Source organism: Niastella vici (assembly GCF_002077945.1).
GTDB lineage: Bacteria > Bacteroidota > Bacteroidia > Chitinophagales > Chitinophagaceae > Niastella > Niastella vici.
The window spans coordinates 265,617-288,204 of the sequence record NZ_LVYD01000024.1 but is presented as its reverse complement, the minus strand read 5'-3'; the positions used below and the strand labels follow the sequence as shown (position 1 = coordinate 288,204).

Genomic DNA, 22,588 nt, shown 5'->3' with positions numbered 1-22,588 from the left:
GCCGGTTTGTACAGGCAATGAGCATATTATTTTTACTGATTGTGATCATGCTGGTGAAGGGTCAATGGTCAATTTCAGGCGGTGCAGGATCGATTATTAATCTCAAATATCACGAGCTATTCACCATTGACCATTCACCATTCACGACTTAACACTTGTATTCACCAATCATGTACTCCAGACAAATTGCCCACACTATCACCTCGTTCTCACTGCTAATTAAAGGTTTAACTTTAACCTATTGGTGCTAACCGTAAAATGACGGGTTTTGAATGATTTTTCGTTAAACATTTTTATTTTTCAAGTGAAAGATTTAACTTACTCCACGATTGAAATTAACAAGCCCAAAAGACCACTTTCAAAGTTACGGATTAAGACCTCTCTCTGATTATTAGTAAGTATCCTGTACCGGATTAAGAAACACTGTTATCCGAATGTTTTGCTTTGGATGAAAAATCTGATTGGTTGATTTTTTATGAGTAATTACCTCGTGTACTTACCTGATTTGTATTGTTTACTGTTATTCCAAAAAAGATGAGTCAAAAACCTTTTATTTTAATTGCGGACGATGACCAGGAGGATAGGTATTTGCTGCATACTGCGTTTGAAGAAATTGGTCGTTCTAATGATATAGCCCTCGTAGAAAATGGCTTGCAGGTTTTCAATTACCTCGATACATCACTCGAACAATCGGGCATGCCCTCACTGATAGTGCTTGATTTGAACATGCCTTTCCTGAATGGCATGGAAACGCTATCACGCTTAAAAGCCCACAAGCTCTATAAAAATATTCCGGTAATAATGTACACTACTTCCATCCATGAAGTAGAAAAAGCAAAATGTCTTGAAATTGGCGCGTTGGATTTTATAAAGAAACCCGCCCGTTTTCAGCAAACCATCTCAACGGCCAAATTCCTGCATGAATCCGCCATAGAAAACCGCCAGGCCGAGCTGAAAGGTTAGGACTTTGCACTGGCGAAAATTGCTTCAATCACTTTCATATTGTTAATGGCATCCTCCAGTGGAGTAGGCACTGGTGTGTTGTTCAGTATGGCCTGGGAAAACAGATCGCCCTGCAGGGTATACTGGTCAACCGGTTCAAAGGTCATTTCTTCGTCGCCATTCTTTTCATACACCACCAGTTTTACCGGTTGGTTGGGGGGCGCATTGAAAGGGATCTCAATTTCAATACGGCCTTCGGTGCCCAGTATTTGCACCCGTTGATAAGGCATTAACTGGGTTGAACAGGTGAAGGTAGCCGTGCCGGTTGAAAATTCCAGGATGCCCGAAGCCATGGTGTCTGTTTGCAGCACCGGGTCAATGGTAACATGACCCAATACCCGAAGCGGTTCGCTGTTAAAAAGAAAGCGCGCCAGCGAAATGCAATAGCAGCCAATGTCCATCATTCCGCCGCCGCCCAGGTGTTTCTGGTTGCGGATATTGTTGGGGTCTGCATTATAATAGGAGAAAAAAGAATGAATGGTCTTTAATGGGCCAATGCGTTTGTCATCAACCAGCTCTTTTGCCAACTCCCATTGCGGATGGAAACGGTACATAAATGCTTCCATCACTTTGAGCTCCGGCTTTTTGGCAGCGGCCTGCTGCAATTTGATGGCTTCCGCTGAGGATAGTCCAATCGGTTTTTCGCATAATACGTGTTTACCGGCTTCTATACATTTGATGGCCCATTCCACATGCAGGTGGTTGGGCAGGGGAATGTACACGGCGTCAATATTCGCATCGGTCAATAATTCCTCATACGAACCATACACCGTTGGTATATTCAATCGCTTCGCGGTTTCGGCTGCCTGCTCTGCGTTTCGGGAGGCAATAGCAGTTACCGCAGAATACTTGCCGCGTTGCATGGCCGGGATCACTTTTTCCCGGGCGATCTTGGCAGTGCTTAATATGCCCCAACGGATCTTGGTCATGGTGAATTCTTTTTATAAAATGAATGGTCCGGGCCAAAAGTAGGAAAAAGTTACAGGTTTCAGGTTACAGGGCCTGGTTAAAGCATAATTGATAATTAAAAGAAAACCTCAAAATTCAACGATGAATGCTGTTGAATTTTGAGGTTTTTAATTATTCGTGAGGCCCGGGTTAAGGTAACCCTTGAAACCCCGCTATGGCGGGGCAGGCTCTGGAACGTGTAACCTGTAACTACTGATTGTCGACCTGTGCTTCGATCACACTCTGGATAGAGGTACTCACATTCGACAACAGATCATAGCCGGTGGCCGATTCAATGGCATCAACCGAAGTGCGGTAAGTTTTCCAATCGCTGTTAGTGGTGTTGATGTTTGGTGTATTAACGGCGATTACGCGGGTGGAAGTAGTTACCCGGCTCAGGTCGCCCGAACCATTTGACAGCACCACGATCACTTTCCAGATGCGGTTGGGAACGGTAACATGGCCATTGTCGATGGTGTTAACGGTGCCACTGCTGCCAGTGCCGCCGGTTCCATACGAACCCATGATCACATACACTTCGCTGCCGGCAGTAACCAGTGAACGCGTATAGCTTTCGAGGTTAGCCCAGGTTTGCTGGTTGTTGGTGGGCGCCTGGGGTATCATATTGGTCATTAAGAAAGTAGAAGAGTTGGCTGCTACTGAAGCGGTGCGGTCGCCTGAAGGACAGTTATGACCACGATCGAAGCCGCTGCCCGAGTAGCTGGTGTTGCCCACCTGGTACCAGCCTGAAGGCAGGGTAGCATCGGCGCGGAAATCGTCCTGGCGGGTTGTGCTGCCGAGGTCACTTGCCTGAATATGCCAGCTAACCCAGTTTGGCGTGCCGCGGTCGCGGTGGTACGATTCGGTATAATAAGTTTTCACCATCAGGTAGTTGGTGTAATTGGCAACATCGTTGGTAGCGCCGCTGGGGTTACCCATCAACATATTGTCATCGTCGGTGCCGGTGCCGCCGCCGCTGCCACCACCCGATGAATAAGAGGTGATCACCACATCATCGATATTGATGCGGTTAGTGCCGCCGCCGGTCTTTACAATTTGAAACCGTACATTACCGGCTATGTTTACCGTAAAGGTAGCGGTTGCCAGGGTAGTTGATGAAGTGGTAACGGTGCTGCCTACTTTGGTGTAGGTGCTGCCACCGTCGGTGCTCACCTGCAGCTCCCAGGTGCTGCTGCCATCGCTGCTGAACACAGCGTGCTTCACCGCTACGGTGGAGGCGCCGTCGGCAAAATTGAAGTTCATACCAATGCTACCAGTGTTGCGTATACGGGCACTTTGGGTGCCGTTCTTTCTGTCGGTTGACAGGTTACCGATAAGGGCATCATCAAAATACCAGGAGCCGGTTGATAACGTAACGCTTGCTGCTGAATACGCTGTTTTGCTGCCCGATTCAAAGGTTTCAGAAAGCGTGGTGGCTTCTGTTTTGGGCGAGGGACTGGTTGACGTGGATGTGTTTACAGTATCCATGTTTTTTTTACAGGCTGTAAACAACAGGCTAATGGAAAGAACGCCGGCGAGTAGCCGCTCATGTGTTTTGAATAGTTGTAGCATATAGTTGGTTGGTTTAATGCGAAGTAACTGTAATATGGCCAGCAATGAGTTTAAGTAATTATTACCAATGTGTTTGTTTCATTACTTCACTTGTTCAACATTATGTCACAACTGCAAAGAGCTTCCGGCACTTAACATTTTAGTAATCTTACAGAAGATACGGATTTTTAATTTTTATTCCTAAATCATTATGCACATGAATCGCAGAACAGGGTTATAACAGGCCGGCCTGTTCGGGGTCCTAAGCACGCTGCCGGGTATACGCAGTTTCAATGTAACCGGTTGCAGAACGGCCTGGCCAAAACACCGGTGGAAGTGGTGTTGCACATGCCGCTGGTTACGGTGGTGGTTAATAAGAAAGTAAAAAGGAAGGCAGTTGTAATAATGATTGATGACATCGTTTATGGGGGAAAGTGCAGACTGCGTAGTGTACTATAATACATCCGGGGAGCAGGTATAAAAGCGGTTAATCCTGACAAGTGGGTTAAAAGAGGGGCTGGATAGACATCCGCCCCCGTTTTAATCCAAAAATACTCTTTGAAAAACTAAGATTACATAGTTCAAATTACAAGCCAATCACATAATAAACTAGCTTTTGTATATTTATTTTGCAGTAATGTGAATTAATTTCCTCATAATAGGAAAATTCCTACCGAAAAATGTGCACATTTTCCCGCAATCGGAAGTATTTGTAATATAGTACAACGACATTAATGTTTAACCCTATAGCAAGAAGTGACAATCTAACGGTGCTATGAAGCGCTGGCAGTTGAACGGAAGGCGGTAAAAATTAAAAAGGACCACCATTGCTAATGATCCTTTATTTGTCAATCAACACACACAACGTTCATTAATCCATTTTCTGTCCCAGTTTCCGGTATCCTGCATAGAAGAACAGCGGGAACACCAGCAGGGTAAGGCAGGTGGCAGTGGTTAAACCACCGATCACCACAATGGCCAGCGGTCTTGAGGTTTCAGAGCCAATACCATGCGACAGGGCCGCGGGCAACAGACCGATGGCTGCCATGAGGGCAGTCATGATCACCGGCCGCACCCTCGAGCGCACCCCATCTTTTATCGCCTGCTCCAGCGAATGATGGTCAAATTCCTGCTTTTTGATCTTTTGAATATTGCTTTTGAACACCGAGATCAGGATCACCCCGTTCTGGATACAGATACCAAACAGGGCGATAAACCCGATACCCGCCGAAATACTGAAATTGGTGCCTGAGATCAATAATGCGGCAATTCCGCCAATAATGGCAAATGGCACATTCAGCAATACCATGCCGGCATCTTTTATATTGCCAAACATAACGAACAGTATCAGGAAGATGATGAGCAGGCTTACGGGCACTACCTGTGTAAGGCGCTGGGTGGCCCGTTGCTGGTTCTCAAAATCACCGGCCCATACCATTTCATACCCTTTGTTCAGGTGCACCGATTTATCGACCTTGCTTTGCGCTTCGGCAATGGTGCTTCCCATATCGCGGCCGCGAATACTGAACTTGATGGCGCTGTAGCGGCGGTTATCGTCACGGAATATGATGCTGGGGCCCGTTAACCGTTCAATGGTCGCAATGTTCTTTACCGGCACCTGCGACCCCCGCAGGGTAGGTATCAACAGGTTGCTGATGGCTTCGGCATTGTTGCGGTATTCTTCCTGGTAACGCAGGCGCAGCTGGAATTTCTTCTCGCCTTCATAGATCTGCGAAACGGCTTTACCCCCAATGGCCATTTCAATAGTGGCATTGGCATCGGCCGTGGTTACACCATACAATGCCATTTTATTTTGATCGAGGTCGATGCGCAATTCGGGCTGGCCAATATTGCGGATAACCCCCAGGTCTTCGACCCCGCGAACGTTCTTCATAACATCATACACTTCGTAGGCTTTCTTCTCGGTATAGGCCAGGCTGTCGCCATAGATCTTTACGCACAACGACCCCTTCACACCCGAAACCGCTTCTTCCACATTATCCATAATAGGTTGCGAAAAGTTGAGGTCAATACCGGGGAACACCGAGAGCATGTGCTGCATTTTGTCGATCAGCTCTTCTTTGGTAAGCCCGCTTTTCCATTGACTTTTGGGATAAATGTCAACATGGAATTCGATATTGTAAAAGCCGGTGGCATCGGTACCATCGTTCGGCCGGCCGGTTTGCGACATTACCTGTTTTACCTCGGGGAAGGTGAGCACCATCTTGCGCATTTTGTTGGCGATATCGCGCGACTCGTTCAGCGATACGCTGAGCGGACAGGTTGCGCGTATATAGATGGCGCCTTCATCGAGCTCGGGCAGGAATTCTGTTCCCAGGAATTTAAAGGAGAACAGGCCTACCGCTACGGCGAGGGTGGCCATAATTATACTGAAGCGTTTGCGGGCGTATGTCCAGTTGAACTGCCACATAACGCCTTTTGTAAGCCATTCCACAAACACGTTGTGTTTTTCGCGTACGTTCTTCCGCAGCAGAATGCTGCTGAGCAATGGAATAAGCGTAAGGGTGAGAATGAGCGCGCCCAATAAGGCAAAGCCGAGCGTCCAGGCCAGGGGCGAGAACATTTTACCTTCCACTTTCTGAAACGAGAAGATGGGGAGCAGACCGGCAATGATGATGAGCTTGGAAAAGAAGATAGCCTTGCCCAGCTCGCCACCGGTATTTTTGATAAGGCCCAGTTTCGAGAGGCGGTTGAACCGCGCCATGCCAAACTGATGCGCTTTTTGGTCGAGCAGCACAAAGATGCCCTCTACCATTACCACAGCGCCGTCGATGATGATCCCAAAGTCGATGGCGCCCATGGAAAGCAGGTTGGCGCTCATGCCACGCAGCGTTAAGCATATAAAGGCAAAGAGCAGTGCCAGCGGAATTACAATGGCCACTATCACCGTGGTGCGCCAGTCGGCCATGAATATAAATACGATCACCGTAACAAAGATGATCCCTTCGAGCATGTTGTGCAGCACGGTATGCGTGGCGAAGTCGATGAGGTCGTTACGGTTGTAGAAGGTGTTGATCTTTACATCGCCAGGCAGCACCTTTTTGTTCAGGTAATCGATCTTTGCCTGCACCCGTTTAATTACTTCGCCGGGATTTTCGCCTTTGCGCATTACCACAATGCCTTCCACCACATCGTTTTGCTTGTCGCGGCCAACCTGGCCCAGGCGGGGCAGGGCCGATACTTCCACATCGGCTACATCTTTTACCAATATGGGCGTACCGTTCACATTGTCTACAATGATCGACCTGATCTCATCAACGTTGTTGATGAGGCCAATGCCGCGCACTACATACGATTGTGAATTGTCAACGATCACATCGCCGCCTACATTGATATTGCTTTTTGAAACAGCGGTGTATACATCGAGCGGCGTAATGTTGCTGTAGGAAGCCAGCTTTTGCGGATTTACTTTTATTTCATAGGTCTTTACTTCACCGCCGAAGCTTACTACATCGCCCACACCGGGTACACCTAACAGTTGGCGTTCGATCACCCAGTCCTGCAGGGTTTTTAAGTCACGTACCGATTTGGTGGTGCTTTCCAGGGTGTAGCGAAAGATCTCGCCGGTAGGGCCGGTAGGGGGTTGAATATCGGGGTCGGCGCCTTCGGGCAGTTCCACATCGCGCAACAGGTTGTTCACCTGCTGGCGGGCAAAAGCATCTTCTACATTGTCTTCAAAGATCACTTTTACAACCGACAAACCGAATACGGTGGTTGAACGTACCGAGGTTTTCTTTTGCACGGGGTTCAGGGCCACTTCAATGGGTATGGTCACCAATTTTTCCACCTCTTCGGCGCTGCGCCCGGCCCATTGGGTAATGATGGTGATCTGGGTATTGGTAACATCGGGGAATGCTTCAATGGGAATACTCCTGAAAGCAATGGCGCCCCATATGATGAGTATGATGGTCGTAAAGAATATAAAGAGCCTGTTCTTTAGTGAAAAGGCGATGACCTTCTTTATTAGTTTGTTCATTCCTGGTTCTTTAGTTTTTTAACATGCCTGTTTATTCGCTTAAAGCCTGATAGATGAAAACCTGTGAATTGGTAACCACCTGTTCTCCTGCTGAAAGACCCTGAATGTATGCTTTGGGGTCAACCCTTTTTATCACGGTTATTTCTTTTTTGTGCAGCCCTTTTGCGTCTTTAACCACCACAAAATTTTTGCTGTTGTCGAGCACAATGGCTTGCGATGGAATGGTGAGCATGCTGCTGGCCGGTTGTGCATTCACTTTAACGGTCACGAACATGTCGGGCATTAATGTATTGTTGGGGTTAGGCATGCTGATGCGCACTTTCATGGTGCGGGTAGCGGGGTCAAGCACATTGTATATTTTATCGATCTTGCCATCGAGCGGCGTATTGGGGTTGGCGAGTGTGGTTACGCTTACTGCATCGCCATTATGAATGCGGCTGATGTCTGACTCATATACATTGGCAATAACCCAAACGTTGCTGAGGTCGGCCACGGTGAACAGCGGATTGCTGTTATCCTGCCGTACCTGCGAATTGCCGCTGATATTTCTTTCTATTACATAACCGCTCAATGGCGCTTTCAATTCATACACGGCATTACGGCCACCGGTGATGGCCTGTACCTGTTTAGCGCGGTTGAGCTCACTAAGGGCTTTATTATAATCAACCTGTGCGCTGGTGTAATCGCGGCTGGTAGCCAGGTTACCCTCATACAGGTCTTTCGTTGTTTCGAGGTTCTTTTTTGTCATGGCCACATTTGATTCGGCCAGTACCAGGTCGTTTGAACTGGCGGCTATTTCCATACTTTGCAGCACGGCCAGGGTTTGGTTCTTTTGCACTTTATCGCCGAGGGCCACGTTCACGCTTTTTATTTTACCACTGGCCAGTGCATACACTTTTGCCTGGTGGTCTTCATTGGCCTGAATTTGTCCGTTCAGTTTTATGCATTCCGATGCATCTTCCTCTTTCACCGGTGCGGTTTGCACGTTTTGTAAAACGCTGTCCCAAACGGCATTGCCTTTGGCAGGAGCGGCCTTTGGCCGGTTGCACGCAATGGCGACAATAATAAGCAGGGCGGGAATGAGGGTTGATTTATAGTTGATCATGATTTCTTTATTAAAGGTTTATAATTGGTTTTCCAATGGAGAAGTTCAGTGACTCTATTGCCTGGATGCGGTCGTTTTGCAGTTGATTCCATTGCAGTACATTTTGTTTGTAGGAATCATAGAAATCGGTAAACTCAAGTAAGCTGATATTCCTTTTTTCGAAATTCTCGGTAATGCTTTTTAACAGTTTGTCGAAATCGTTCTGGAAACCGGGGTCAATGGCATTGAGCATTTTTTCGGTGTTCAATGCTTTGCCGTAGGCTTGCTGCACTTCATTTTCCACCGTCAGCTTTTGACGGGTAAGGTTGGTATTGCTTTGATCGATGGCGATCTTCGCTGCCTTTATGTTACCCTGGTTGCGGTTAAAGAAAGGCAGGTCCATCGCTACTGTAAGAAAGGAAGCGTTGTTCACAAAGCTGCCTCGTTTATCGAACTGGGCGCCGGCCGTAAGGTCGGGTACGGCCATGGCTTTTTGCAAACTGTAATTTTGCTGGTTCAGGGTAAGGGTATTGGCGGCCACCTGCAGATCGTACCGGTTTGCGTACGCGCTGTCGACCAGCGTTGGTAACACATACTTACGAATAGATGGCAGTTGGGTAACTGCTACATCGCTTACGGGTATAAACCAGGTATGATTATTCTGCATCAATAGCTGCAGTTCTGCTTCTATATCGTTGAACTGGTTCTGCAGGGCGGTTTGTTCCGTTTTCAGGTTATATAAAAGCGATTTCACCCGCACCACTTCTTTAAGGGTGATCACGCCTTTTGCCTGCAGCTCATTGTAATTGACCGTTAACTTTTCCAGGGCGGCAATGGGCACCTGGTAAGCGGCAATGGCCTGTTGCAGATACGTACCCTGGTAAAAATCGCTGTGCAGGGTATACCGCAGGGTGCGCATAAGATCGTAAAAGCGGTTTTCTGCCAGCAGGGAATTGGTTTCGGCCATTTTGATCTGCTTGTTCCTTTTGCCGGCGAGCAGGATCAGTTGTTGAATGCCCCCATAATATTCACCGGTATTACTTACATCGAGCCATTTTTTGCGGTCGGGGTTGTAAGCATTGGCGGCGAACTGGATATTGGGGTTGTTGTACAGGCGGGCCTGTAGTACCTGGGCGCGGGCGATGTCGATATTGTACTTTTCGGCCATCAGGTCAAGGTTCTTACTGGTGAACTGTTTTTCCGCTTCGGGTAATGTAATGCGAAGCGTATCCTGTGCAGGACAGTGCAGGACGGCGCCTGCCAAAGTCAATACAGTAAATGCCCTACACATGAGCTGGGTGATTGTCATTGTTACTTATTTGAATTCAGGAATGTCGGTTGGTTGAGGGAACGCAGTACACAGCACGTCAATCGCGCAAGCAATAAACGGATGAACAAACAGCCCATTTAGTTGGCTATTTGTAATTAATTGAATAATAAGAAGTCTCGCGTACTTGCGTTAAGTGTCAGGCAATTAGCCTTTAACATTTCGGCGGTTGCAACAGGCTATGGGGAAAGCCGGGTGTAAGTTTATGTTCAATATAACCGGTAAATACTTTAGCCGGTTGGTCGGTGAAGTTTACTTTGGTTTGTACTTCTACAACATACGGATGCCAGGAGTAATCCACGATCTTTACGATATGATAGGGTTGGCCGCTGTCATCGTCTTCATCTTCGGGCGAGTAGTCGGGATGGCCCAGGATATCCTGGTCAATATATTCAACCAGGGTATTGATATCATCGATCTGGTTACCCATACTATCATAGTAATCAACCTCAGCCATCTGTGGTATGAACATAGATGTGTTGAGATGATTAAGCAATAATATAATGGCCAGTATCTTTCGAAGCATGACCCTGCAAAAATAGAAACTATAATTACCTGATTCCGGCGTTAACAACAATTTTACATGATGTACCTGAAAATCAGTACGCTGGCGGGTTTTGCAAAGGGTAAGGTTAAGCGGTTGTTATTATAAATGTTAAAGAAAAGTAAACGATTTGATGGTTCGTTACCTGTTTTTTGGGTTGGATACCATTGATAAAATTGGCTGAAACCCTTGCTGCACAAGGGTTTTGCAAATGTTCAGCAATGTTTGGCGTAATGAAATCGTGAAAAACCTGATTATGTTAATGGATGGCCGCACTGTACTTTTACATCATCAAGAACGGTAGCACGGTAAGTGAAGAAAAGAAAGCGAAGAAAGCTACCACGAAGCGAAAAGCTTCACCCTAAAAAGATCTTACGTTTTTTTTCATATGGCAAGCAATCGTTAGAGGTCAGCTGTTTCTACAGTGGACCTTTTTTATTTTATGCCATCCCCCAGCCCCCTGAAGGGGGAGCCATCTTTTAAGATACTTATCTTATAACTACCAGTAATTCTCAGCATATAGTTTTCATTGATTGCCCTGAGCGAAGCCGAAGGGTACTATCCTGCACCATCCTGCCTGCACCTGCCGGAGATAATAGGTAAAATCAGCTGAAATGCCCACTGGGTGCAGGTTTTGCAAAGCTATAGCAATGTTTGGCGTAATGAAATCGTGAAAAACCTGATTATGTTGATGGATGGCCGCACTGTACATTTGTAGCAGAAAAACGGTAGCACGGTAAGTGAAGAAAAGAAAGAGAAGAAAGCTACCCCGAAGCAAATGCTTCACACAACTTAGACTTACGTTTTTTTCATATGGCAAGCAATCGTTAGAGGTCCGCTGTTTCTACAGAGGACTTTTTTCTTTTAACCCAATCCCTAATGGGGGAGCTTTATTTTCTGTAGCGTGATCTTTATTGAATCACTCCCCATTGTCCCGGTCAATAGTATAGTACCATTATTGTTAACCGGCGACAGTACACCGGTAAAACCTGGTTTTTCAGCGGGCGTACGCCATTTTATTTGCAGGGAGTCATGCTGTTTTTTATAAGTGCCATACCATCTTCTTTGCGGGGAATTAAATTCAAACACACAGCCATTTTTAATCTCAAAATATACCCGGGTAAGTGAACTGTCGGCACAACCGGCGCTGCTTATCGCCTTGTTTGCTATTATTTGTTTCACCGCATATTTACCCCTGAGCTGTGGGTCTGTATCGGGATTGCCATGCATAGCAATTAACAGGATGGGTATATATATAATTGAAAGGCGCAGCCCCATTTTTACATATTTGGAAAAGGACAGCGCAGGCAGCTGATCTTTTGCAACAAAGAAGAATTCCTTTAACCGGTTAAATTCAATGAACAGGAAATACAGGGTGCCCGATAGCATAATGGAGGCATGAATTACTACACTTATACCAATATCATAAAAGATATCCATCAATAAAATATTTGCAAGCACCGGCAGTAATACAAAAGCACCAACCAGTCTGGTCCTCCTGAATAATAGTAGCATGGCCCCCAGGATCTGCAAGGCGGCAATAATACAGGCGAAAGGATAGGAGTGACTGAAGAAAACCCAGAACAGGTCTTGTGATGGTAAACTGCTCAGCGGCATGTCGAGTTTGTTCTGGGGCATTACCAACTGCAAATGAAAGAGTTTTTCCCAGCCAAAACAGGCCAGGTCAAATGCCACGCCATAGCGAATAAGTCCCTGCCAGAAGGCCAGGGTGGCGGGGTTATTTGTTTTCCGGAATAGCCAGATAACCGCATAAATAACAGCCGCAGCCAGCAATAAAAAAGGCGGAATAGCTATAAACCGCAAAGGGATCCATGCCCGCAGAAATGTGAAGCTTATACGTAAAGCGGATGCATAAATTACCAATCCTGCCAGGGTGCAGGTAATGAATTTTTTAAAGATGGAGATTTTTGGCATACAATATAAGTTAACTGGTGAGCATACCCTTCATAACCAGATGCATGAAGGTAGGTATTCCATAATTTGTTGGACTTATTCACATTTTATTTCGGTAAAACAATGCCGGAGATCATGATCAAAATTGGCGCATAAGCAGGCTGGTAGCCGTTTTTTCAAAGCTATAACCACGTTAGGCATAATAAACCAGTGACAAACTGCGTTATGTGGAAAGTTGAAGGCACTGTACATTTGTAGCAGAAAAACGGTAGCACGGTAAGTGAAGAAAGGAAAGAGAGGAAAGCTACCACGAAGCAAACGCTTCACACTAATAAGACTTACGTTTTTTTCATATGGCAAGCAATCGTTAGAGGTCGGCTGTTTCTACAGTGGACCTTTTTTATGTCCCACCCCCAAACCCCCTAAAGGGGGCTTTTAAGCTTGTTACATTCCTGAGACTAGGTTGCATTTAGTTTCCAAATGTATTGTCTATTGCTAATTGATTGCGGTTGCTCGCAAATCCTCCCCCTTCAGGGGGCCGGGGGGAACGAATTACACCCCCTTATTAGCCGAAAATCCCCCTCGATCACGAAAAAAATTGGCTGCATCTTGCCGTCACAATTGATAGCTGTCTTCCATACGCTTATTAACCGCTGTATCCGCCAGGCGCCTGCGTATCCGGCGCCCCTGAAAGAAACGGGTTATGCAATCGATTGCCGCCGGCTGGCGCAAGGCATCTACTTTGCGCAGCTGAAGCCCGGTGGAAGGGTGATCACAAAGAAGAACATGAAAGAATAATAACATACTATCTGTACCCCCTTAGTACCACGCACTACGCGATGCCCTTCCCGCCCGGCCCAGCCGGCACGGGAGGGGCTTTTTTATGCCGTATTTTCGATGTTTAGGGCCCCGATCGATCAGTAATTCCTATTATTTTCCTACAATATTTATATAATATAGCTGCGGTACTGTTATGCCGGGCTTTTTTTTAATATTATTGCATTGCCAAAAACCCTTAGTAGACATGAAAAAGCCCTTACCCGGCGCAGGCAGGCATTTACCGCCTGTAGTTGTTGCTACATGCTTCAACCGCCCGGCCCAATTCCTCTTCCTTTCCATTATTTACCTGTTTTGTTTTTACCCCGCTAAATCGCAGGTTGTTAGCTCCGATGATGAAGCGGAAGCCGACCGCCAGGCCCGTATTTACAAGGATGACAATGTGATCTGCCGTTCTTCGCATCACTACTTCACCTTCGATAAAGGCCTTAATGCCCTGAAAGACAAAGTGGTGATAGTACAGGAAGAAGCGGAACTGCAATTCCTTTCACTGAAAAAATATTCCGGCATCACCTATCCGGAGTTCTATAACAAGTTCATTCAGTTAAAAACATTTCAAAAGGCTGTTAAGTCGGGCTCCAAATACCTCACATCCGACAGGAAGGGCATCGACCGCTCCCTCACGGATGAGAACATCTTTTTCGACGACAGCCGGGTGCAGTACTATCCCATTCGTTTTAACGATAAAGGAAGTATGGCCCGCATTACGGTAAAAAAAGAATACACCGATGCCAAATACCTCACGCGGTTGTTCTTTCACCAGGCTTACCCAACCAACGAACAGGTGTTTGAATTTAAAGTGCCCGACTGGTTATCGGTTGATTTTAAAACCTACTGTTTCGACGGGAATAAAATAGAAAGGAAACAAACTGCCAAAGGCGGTTATACCACCTATGTGTTCACCATGAAAGACCTGCCGGCCCACAAAGGTGAATTTAAACAGATCGGCCGGGCCTACACCGACCCGCATATCATTATACAGATAAAATCATTTGAAATAAAGGGCGAATCAATACAGGGCTTTGATAAAACTGCCGATGTATACAACTGGAATAACCGGTTGTACAAAATGTGCAATAACGACCCTGAAAAGCTGAAGCCAACCCTGGCAAAGATCACTGGCGGGGTAAGTAATGATCTCGACAAAATAAAAGCTATTTATTACTGGGTGCAGGATAAAATACGGTACATCGCGTATGAAGATGGTTACTCCGGTTATATACCGGCATCGGCCCAGGAAGTACTGGCCAACAAATACGGCGATTGCAAAGGAATGGCCAACCTCCTCACCGAATTGTTGAAGGCGGCCGGCTACGATGCCCGCTTTACCTGGATCGGTACCCGGGCATTGCCTTACCCCCAATCGCTGCCCGCACTGTGCGTAAACAACCATGCCATCAGCACCCTGTATTATAAAGGCAAAGAGTACTTTTTAGATGCCACAGAAAAGTATGTGCCCCTTGGCGAGAACGCTTACCGTATACAGGGCAAGGAAGCCATGGTGGCCAATGGCGATAAATTTGAGATCAAGACCGTGCCACTTACAACAGGTAACGATCATAAAATATTTACCAAAGCCGATTTTACGCTTACCAACGACCTCATGAAAGGTAAAATTCAGGTAACCCTCACCGGGAATGAACGAAAGGATTTTCATCAATATTACCAGGACCTGCCCATCAGTGGCCGGGAGAAATTTTTGAACGGTTACCTTGAATTCAATAACGACAATGTGCAGGCATCGGATGTTAAAACCAGTGACCTCAGCAACCGCGATATACCGGTGACTATTTCAGGCAATATCGACCTGAGCAATGCCGTACAGGCTATTTCGGGCGATAAATACATCAACCTCGATTTCTTTCCAAAAACACTGGAAAGGTATATGCCCAATGAAAAAAGGAAAAGCGGTTATGATCTTGACTATGTACTGAGCTTTGATGACGAGTTCTCACTGACCATTGCGGCAGGTCAGCATTTTTCAGATATCCCTGAAAAGCTGGAGCTGAAACAAAACGGGTACGAATTCAGTGGCGAATATGTGGTATCGGGCAATAAAATCACCCTTAAAAAACAGCTCGTTCTGAAGAACAGTACCATCACCACTGCCGACTTTGAGAACTGGAAAAAATTCCTTGAATCTATCAAGACCTTCAGCAGCTACTTTTTCAGCATTACCACTAAATAACCCGCTCCATGACTATCAATAAATCGCGTACAGCGCTTAGCCTTATTATTACGGTGTTGTGCATTTGCTATACCACCCGCACCCTGGCCCAGGGCTATATTGATGAAAATTTTCTCGATAATATCGAAACCAATGCCCGCTTTATGCTTGCCGAGCAACCGCAGGCTTTTAGCAGCAATGCCATTCCGGCCAAATGGAACAATGAATCGGCTGTTGTTATAGGATTTTCGCGCAATGTTTTGTTCGATCGTAAAAGCAGCGGTGGGTTCTTCAGCCGCCGGGAACATAGCCTGTATTTTTTTGAGAAAACACATTTCAAGATCAGGCTCAACGACAACAATGCCGTAAATGCTTTTTCAGAGATCTACTTCCGCTATGGTTCAAAGGAAGATGGCTTTATAGCCCGTATAACCAAACCCGGCGATACGGCTGTAAATATCAATTTGCAGAATGCGGTAGGGGTGGAAGACGGGACCGATATCCCGGAATACTTCAAGAGTTATTTCGACCAGGTGGCCCGTTCAAATTACCAGTATTACAAAGTACCGGTTAGTAACCTGGAACCGGGCGATATCCTGGAATACGTAACCACTACCAAAAGCAAGCTCGATGTAACCGCTTCAGGTTATATTGAGTTCAGCCCCAATTATGAAATATGCAATAAGGGGTATCCGGTTATGTTCAATGAGATCGCTATAGAAACAGATGAAAAATCTTTTTTCAAATCGCTTTCATTGAACGGTGCTCCTGTCTTTAAAAAAGAAAACAGCACAGAAGGGTTCTTCCGGTATGTGTTTACCGACAAAGACCGGGATACTGAAAAAGACGTAAACTTTATCAGTCCGTTTTTGCAATATCCCCTGGTTAAATTCCAGGTCATTTATTCAAACCGCGACGATGTAAAAGGCGCGTTGGTTGGCGTAAAAGGCGAAGTGAAAACCGGGTTCACTAAAGAAGAACTGGCCCGCAAGGCCTGGGAAGATTATGAAATGGTAGGTGATCAGCCTTTTACAGACGGCTATGTTACCATGCAAATGGTTGTTAACCAGTGTTGGGCCGAATTGGTAAAGCTGGGCGCCAAAGACCTGGGCGAACAGCAATACATCGATATGGTGTATTACCTGTTGCGGAATAAAGTGGTATTCATGCGCGATTATCTTACCGATAAAAAATTCGCCTTCCTCTTCGGGTCCCTGCTGTATCAGCGCGATATTAAATCGGAACTCATAATAAGTATCAGCAACAACATAGGCAGGTTGGATCAGGTGTTGTTTGAACAGGAGATCAGGTACGTAATAAAAGCGGGCAACAGACTGTACTTTAATGCTACCGATTATTCGAACCCCGGTGAACTGGAAGAAAGGCTGTTAAGCAACGAAGCCTATATTATCAATAAACCGGCAAAAAAGAATGGGGTGCCCGAGATAAAACCGTTTACTTTACCCGGCACTACCGCAGGGGATAACACCGCAGAGTATACGATCAACGCCGAATTATCGGCCGATATGAAAAAACTGCAGGTAAGCAGAACTTCTTCTTATAAAGGTATTCAGAAGGCCAGGAACACGGTGAGCGCCCTGAAATACATCCCTTACATGTTTGATGATTACAAGAGCTATGGCGGGGAAGACCCAACCGAAAAGATGAAGCCCAAACAGGTAGATGAATACAATAACACCGTGAAAACCGTAAAGGATGAGTATAAAGCAAAGAAGCCTGAATATGTAAAAGAATCGCTGGAAGGTGAATTCAGTCAGCCCGTAAACGATGTAAAGTTTACCCTGTTAACCGATGGGCGCACACAAAAGAAAAGTACGCTTTCGTTCAGGGAAGAATTCAATTTGAGTGATCTTATTCGGAAAGCAGGTAAAAAATACCTCATCAATCTGGTTGGGTTAACCGGTTCCCAGTTACAGATCAAAAAAGAAGAAAGGAACCGCAAATTTGATATCGATGTACGTTCTCCAAAAACGTATACCTGGAATATTCAGTTTAAAATACCGGCCGGTTATACGGCAGAAGGGTTGACCGAGTTAAATAAAAAGGTGGAAAATGAAACCGGTAGCTTTACCTGCACCGCCAAAGAAGAGAATGGTACCGTAATGATCAGTGTGGTAAAATGCTACAAGGCTAAAAATATTCCTGCTGCAAAATGGAACGATATGCTGGCATTTATTGATGCAGCCTATAACAATACTTTCAAGTACATACTGTTAAAACCAAAACAATAACAACCCCTAAACATGAAAAAGTTTAACCTGACCCTTTTAGTTCTTATTATTGGCTTAAGTGGATTTGCCCAGTACAAAAAAGCAAATTACTTTGAAAAAGAAGGCCGCACCTATAGTATCGGCACCCGGTTTTATTCGCTGGGCGATGGCCGGGGAACGCCTATGGGCTATACATTTGCTGTGGCAAGCGACAAGGTGGGCAAGCAGTTCTTTTCAGGATATGAATTTCAATATATCCCCAGTTATAAATTTGAATTCGGCACTACAGATTATTATGGTGCTAAAGTAACTACACAGGGTAAAACAAAAGGACAGCTCTTTTATACAATGAATTTGGGCTATCATTTATTGGAGAACAACGAGGACCGGAAAATAAAACCTTATATTATTGCCAGCCTGAATGGAAGGTTATTCGGTGGAGTAAAAGAAACAAACGGTGATGGCGGCGACGCACGGATTGTTCCGGAAACTCAATTAAGTTTTGGTATTGGCGGCGGGGCCGGCTGTGTTTTTTATGTTACATCATGGCTGGGCTTGTATGGTGAAAGCGGATACACCTATCAATTTAATATTTCTCAGGAAGGCAGTGGAGATAATGTGTACTGGCTGTTTCCCAGGCATACCTATATAAGTGCCGGACTTCGCTTCCGCGTTGCCGGGAATTAAAATACATCTCTGCGACTAAATATACCGGACCCTTCAGCTTGTTTGTGCTGAAGGGTTTTTCTTTTTTACGATCGTTGTACTGCTTCATGTAGTGTTATACGAAGAGCTGTTGATGTCATGTTAGCCAAAATTTCAAGGGCCGTCCCCAGCTTTTTTCGAACTCGTACCATTCTTCCAGCCAGGCTTGCCTGGTAAAGATGTCGGACCGGTGAATTTTAATAATGCGGGTTCTTGTTGCATGCCCACTATCGTTCATGTCACCTAAAAACAGTTCATTGGTTTCGGGGTGCATTTGAAGAAAGAATTTGTTATATCCATTGAATGAAATGGTATACTGATTTAAAATGCACCATACGCCCGGTGCTATATCATATAGTTCGTCATATTGTATATCAGGATAAGCCTTGCTCTTTTCGGGGCGACTAGCTAAAAAATCTATGAATGCCTGTTTGTCGGTGAAATCCTGGATCTCTTTCATGGGCAGAAAAATACATCAAATTTCTGGTATTGGGGAAGGCAGAAGGACGCCCCTGGATTGTTCGGGGCTTCATTTTTAAAACAGGTGCAAAGATATCCTCGTGACAGTTCATATTTACACCGGCAAACACTTTTAAAAAAAATATCAGGTAACTGTATTAGGTATTCGAATAATACATATATTTGATCATACAGCTATAAGCTCCGTTAAGTATCTCTGATTTTTGTCGCAACGTCTACACACCCCCGGCAGCCCGAAAGTCCAACCATTACAGTACATTATATTATATATGCCTGTGCATGCGTATGCCGTGCAGGTAATCCTGTAATAGAGTAAATAACTTTTACTATGTCGTTTATTGCCCGACTGCAATTGCAGAATGAGAGTGAAATAGAAGTGCTGCGTTGCAGCTTTCGCTTCAATCAACACATTGATGTATCAGGTAAGGCGAGTTCGAGGCCAATGGGTGGAACCATTAATTTGACCCTGGCAACCTGCAAGCATCCCGGTTTATTTGATTGGATGATCAACACCTCGCAAACCAAGAGTGGTAAGATCGTTTTTATCAGGCATGATAATAACAGCAATTTTAAAACCCTTGAATTTGAAAATGCACTTTGCATTGAATATCATGAAACCTTTGATACAGCCGGTCAATACCCGGTGCTATTGCAGTTAACGTTGAGCGCCCATACAATAAAACTGGAAGAGACAGTCTTTAAGAACAGCTGGCCTGGCCTTTAAGCAACACACACCATATTAACCCATAATTATCCGCAGGTTAGAAATTATTGTACCTGCGAACAAACCAACTCATGTCTATGGCACGCGCAGTAGAAACGATACTTGAAATTGATGGCCGGGAAATTAAAGATTTTATTTCTTTGAAATTGAGCCAGGGAATATATGCGCACCATGAATTCCGGCTCGAATGTTTTGCAGAAGCGTTGGGGAAAGATATGCATTCGGTATTTAATGAATCGGCCGATCTGATGGGGGCGTCAATTAAGGTACAGGTAACGTCGGTTCAGGAGCAATCCAGCTTATCGTTTTCGGGCGTTATAACAGAAGTGGCTGTTGGCAGCGAAAATGGTCATCCGGGAATGATCGTTATCAGTGGCGCCAGTCCTACCATTTTATTGGACCAGGGACCGCAACGCAGGTCCTGGATCAGGGAATCGGTTAAAAGTATGGTCAAAGATGTGTTAAAACAATATTACGCTGATTGGTTAACATATACGATCAAACCTGTTTCTGATGACACAATTTATTATGAGGTGCAGTATAATGAAACAGCCTGGCAGTTTATTACCCGCCTGGCAGGGCAGTATGGGGAGTGGTTGTATTATGATGGACAGAAACTGGTAATAGGTACGCCGAAAGATCCCGCGATTAACCTGACATACGGCATTCAGTTGAGCCGGTTTGTGCAACGAGTTGAGTTAAGATCAGGTAAGCTGCAGGTAAAGGCCCATAATTATGTGAAGAATGAAAAGTTTGAAAGTTTGATAGAAAATATTGCCAATCATACCGGGCATGTCGATGTAGGCGCAAAGGTTTTGGCAAAAGGGGAAGAGCTATTTGGCGCGGTAACAAAAGACTGGTACTCGCAAAATGTAAAGGATAAAGAGAAGCTTGATGAAGTCATGAATAACAAGGTTGCTATACAGCATAGTGATATTGTTCAGATGACTGGTTATAGCGATCTGCCGGGATTACGTCCGGCCGGGGTAATACATGTAAACAGGGAGGAAGCAGCAAGCGACTACAGGATCATTTCTTTAGTGCATTATTTAGATGGCACGGGTAATTATAGGAATGAATTTATGGCTATACCGGCATCCGTAAAAAAAGCGCCCGCAAAACCTGTTAAAGCGCCCTGGTGTGCCGGGCAGACTGCGATAGTGGTTGATAATTATGATAAAGCAAATTTGGGAAGGGTACAGGTACGGTTCCATTGGATGGGAGAGAAAGAAGTAAGCCCATTTTTAAGAATGGTTACACCCTATACCGGTAATGGCAATGGGCTGTATATGAAGCCCGAAATAGGCGCAGAGGTGATGGTGAACTTTGAAGAAGGTAATGCAACCAGGCCCTATATAACTGGGGTAATGAATAATGGAAGCGCCACCACTTTGCATGAAAAAGAGGGGAACGATATAAAAGCCATTCAAACGCGAAATGGAATAAAGATCATAATGAACGATGGAAATGGAAGTTTATCTATTGCAGATAAGAATGGAAATAAACTTGAACTGGATGGGGAAGGCGTTATCAGGATAGATGCAAAGAAAGTATTGGAGTTGAAATGTGGCGAATCAATGATTGCATTGAATAAAGATGGAACAATTAATATAAGTGGGCAGGTGGTTGAGATTGATACAAAAGGAGAGATGAGGGTAATTAGTGATGATGCTATAAGTATCAGATCTGCAGAAAAGGTGGCAGTTGTTGGAGCGATGATCACGCTCAATTAAAGCTGATAAGTGCAATTTTTAATTTGAAAATTTTCATAGCTTGGGTAAACCGGCAGCAAGGGAAGGTGATATGCATGTTTGTCCGTTGGTACCACCGGGATGCGCGCCACATATGGGCGGGGAGATTGGTTTGGGGTGTGTGACGGTATTGATCAATGATAAACCAGCTGTCACAGTGGGCCATACCTGTGCTTGTGAAGGAGCGGTGGATTTAATAATAACGGGTTCGTCCACCGTATTCATAAATGGCAAACCAGCAGCGCGGATGGGTGATGAATGTGTGCATGGAGGAGTGATTACAGCGGGAAGTACCTCTGTATTTATTGGTGGCAGGAAGTTTCGATACAAGGGAGAAGCTGAACCTGGTGGAGTAGGGGTTAATGCAGCGCTAACAAAGGAGGAAAAGGACAGGGCGATCAGGCGGGCAATTAAAGATGCTACACATTTATTGGAGACGAAGTTGACATTACTGGAAAATCAAGATCTCAACACTTTAAGAGATTTTAAGAAGTGGTTTGGAAGGGATGATGGCGAGGCGGTGCGAACGATTATAGAAAGGATGCAGCGGGCGTTGAAGGTGGTTAAGGAGTTGACGGTGGAGAATTTTGAAGATAGGTCAATTAAACAGAAGAATGAGAGTTTATATGCAGAAGTTTATCGTCGTGATAAGGCACATACGATATTCGTAAATGAATTGTTCTGGAAAACTAACCAATCAGGGAATGAATCGAAGGCCGCAATTGTTATACATGAGTTGTCTCATTTCAAGGATGTCGGTAATACAAAAGATTATGTATATAAAGACCGTTGCTTAGAGTTGACAAAAACAAATCCAAAAGATGCTTTGGCTAATGCTGGCAATTTTGAATACTTTGTAGTAAACTAATTTCTTAAGTTTTTAATGTTATTAGATATGGGATTAATGATATTCAAAGTTCAAATGTCTATAGTAATTAAGGATGAAGTAATGGAGGCTTGCTTGTTGTTTGAAAATAATATGCCAGATACCATTTATTTAGATGGAATGACTTTGTGTTGGAAGAACAAAATCGAAAGGGATATGTTTGTGATAATTGATAAAAGTGGAAACGAAGTGGATTATATTGAATCTATTAAGAATCGGGAAATTAAACCTGAGGATTTCGTTCAACTAAATAAAGGTGATCAGTTTAAAGCTATTGTAAATATCAATGAAGCGTATGACCTACGGAAAGGTGAAAAATATACCGTTCAATATTCAGCTTATAATCCCAGTTCTTATGACCCAGATGATCATATGTTAATAAAAATGGAGTCGGATGTAGTGGATGTAATTTATCAATAAAGTCAATTAGCTTTATCAGC

The 22,588-nt window shown here is 44.9% G+C and carries 18 protein-coding genes; 10 read left to right on the top strand and 8 right to left on the bottom strand.

Annotated elements, in window-relative coordinates; translation table 11 throughout:
* Positions 1 to 17 precede the first annotated feature (17 nt).
* Together A3860_RS42070 and A3860_RS08775 are read left to right on the top strand one after the other, a co-directional pair.
* Positions 18 to 152: a hypothetical protein gene (locus tag A3860_RS42070; RefSeq protein ID WP_262497289.1), complete on the top strand. Its 135-nt coding sequence runs from the start codon at positions 18 to 20 to the stop codon at positions 150 to 152.
* 382 nt (positions 153 to 534) lie between these two features.
* Positions 535 to 963, top strand: a complete 429-nt coding sequence (locus A3860_RS08775) for a response regulator (protein WP_081146191.1) — start codon at positions 535 to 537, stop codon at positions 961 to 963.
* Here A3860_RS08775 and A3860_RS08770 read toward each other — a convergent pair.
* From A3860_RS08770 to A3860_RS08735, 7 genes are all read right to left on the bottom strand, one after another.
* Positions 960 to 1,931 carry a Gfo/Idh/MocA family protein gene (locus tag A3860_RS08770; RefSeq protein ID WP_081146189.1) on the bottom strand — a complete coding sequence of 324 codons (972 nt, stop codon included), beginning with the start codon at positions 1,929 to 1,931 and terminating at the stop codon, positions 960 to 962. The genes A3860_RS08775 and A3860_RS08770 overlap by 4 nt on opposite strands.
* Positions 1,932 to 2,160: 229 nt before the next feature.
* A complete protein-coding gene (locus A3860_RS08765; protein ID WP_081146187.1) occupies positions 2,161 to 3,522 on the bottom strand; it encodes a DNA/RNA non-specific endonuclease in 1,362 nt (453 codons plus the stop codon).
* An 850-nt stretch (positions 3,523 to 4,372) separates the two neighbouring features.
* Positions 4,373 to 7,498 (bottom strand): efflux RND transporter permease subunit, encoded by a 3,126-nt coding sequence (locus tag A3860_RS08760; protein WP_081146185.1) that lies wholly within the window; start codon positions 7,496 to 7,498, stop codon positions 4,373 to 4,375.
* Positions 7,499 to 7,529: 31 nt separating this feature from the next.
* Complete coding sequence (locus A3860_RS08755; protein WP_081146183.1) at positions 7,530 to 8,603, bottom strand: efflux RND transporter periplasmic adaptor subunit; 1,074 nt, start codon at positions 8,601 to 8,603, stop codon at positions 7,530 to 7,532.
* A 10-nt stretch (positions 8,604 to 8,613) separates the two neighbouring features.
* On the bottom strand, positions 8,614 to 9,891 hold the full coding sequence (locus tag A3860_RS08750; RefSeq protein ID WP_081146181.1) for a TolC family protein: 1,278 nt from the start codon (positions 9,889 to 9,891) through the stop codon (positions 8,614 to 8,616).
* A 172-nt stretch (positions 9,892 to 10,063) separates the two neighbouring features.
* On the bottom strand, positions 10,064 to 10,435 hold the full coding sequence (locus tag A3860_RS08745; protein WP_143774012.1) for a hypothetical protein: 372 nt from the start codon (positions 10,433 to 10,435) through the stop codon (positions 10,064 to 10,066).
* Positions 10,436 to 11,329: 894 nt separating this feature from the next.
* Positions 11,330 to 12,388: a hypothetical protein gene (locus A3860_RS08735; RefSeq protein ID WP_081146176.1), complete on the bottom strand. Its 1,059-nt coding sequence runs from the start codon at positions 12,386 to 12,388 to the stop codon at positions 11,330 to 11,332.
* A 588-nt stretch (positions 12,389 to 12,976) separates the two neighbouring features.
* On the opposite strand from A3860_RS08735, the gene A3860_RS40485 reads away from it, so the two are divergent.
* The 4 genes from A3860_RS40485 (at position 12,977) to A3860_RS08720 (ending at position 18,289) form a co-directional block, all read left to right on the top strand.
* Positions 12,977 to 13,165 (top strand): hypothetical protein, encoded by a 189-nt coding sequence (locus A3860_RS40485; RefSeq protein ID WP_143774011.1) that lies wholly within the window; start codon positions 12,977 to 12,979, stop codon positions 13,163 to 13,165.
* Between the two features lie 226 nt (positions 13,166 to 13,391).
* Positions 13,392 to 15,392, top strand: coding sequence for a transglutaminase-like domain-containing protein (locus A3860_RS08730; RefSeq protein WP_158085174.1), 2,001 nt, complete (start codon positions 13,392 to 13,394; stop codon positions 15,390 to 15,392).
* Between the two features lie 8 nt (positions 15,393 to 15,400).
* A complete protein-coding gene (locus A3860_RS08725; protein ID WP_081146173.1) occupies positions 15,401 to 17,623 on the top strand; it encodes a hypothetical protein in 2,223 nt (740 codons plus the stop codon).
* A gap of 12 nt (positions 17,624 to 17,635) precedes the next feature.
* Positions 17,636 to 18,289 carry a hypothetical protein gene (locus A3860_RS08720; RefSeq protein WP_081146171.1) on the top strand — a complete coding sequence of 218 codons (654 nt, stop codon included), beginning with the start codon at positions 17,636 to 17,638 and terminating at the stop codon, positions 18,287 to 18,289.
* Between the two features lie 115 nt (positions 18,290 to 18,404).
* On the opposite strand, the gene A3860_RS08715 is transcribed toward A3860_RS08720, so the two are convergent.
* A complete protein-coding gene (locus A3860_RS08715; RefSeq protein ID WP_081146169.1) occupies positions 18,405 to 18,767 on the bottom strand; it encodes a hypothetical protein in 363 nt (120 codons plus the stop codon).
* Between the two features lie 348 nt (positions 18,768 to 19,115).
* Here A3860_RS08715 and tssD point away from each other — a divergent pair, with 348 nt between their 5' ends.
* From tssD to A3860_RS08695, 4 genes are all read left to right on the top strand, one after another.
* Complete coding sequence (gene tssD / locus A3860_RS08710) at positions 19,116 to 19,511, top strand: type VI secretion system tube protein TssD (RefSeq protein ID WP_081146167.1); 396 nt, start codon at positions 19,116 to 19,118, stop codon at positions 19,509 to 19,511.
* 77 nt (positions 19,512 to 19,588) lie between these two features.
* Positions 19,589 to 21,244, top strand: coding sequence for a type VI secretion system Vgr family protein (locus A3860_RS08705; protein ID WP_158085173.1), 1,656 nt, complete (start codon positions 19,589 to 19,591; stop codon positions 21,242 to 21,244).
* Positions 21,245 to 21,284: 40 nt separating this feature from the next.
* Positions 21,285 to 22,130: a PAAR domain-containing protein gene (locus tag A3860_RS08700; protein WP_081146163.1), complete on the top strand. Its 846-nt coding sequence runs from the start codon at positions 21,285 to 21,287 to the stop codon at positions 22,128 to 22,130.
* A gap of 27 nt (positions 22,131 to 22,157) precedes the next feature.
* The gene (locus A3860_RS08695) at positions 22,158 to 22,568 is read left to right on the top strand and encodes a hypothetical protein (RefSeq protein ID WP_143774010.1); all 411 of its coding nucleotides are present in this window, start codon (positions 22,158 to 22,160) and stop codon (positions 22,566 to 22,568) included.
* Positions 22,569 to 22,588 lie beyond the last annotated feature (20 nt).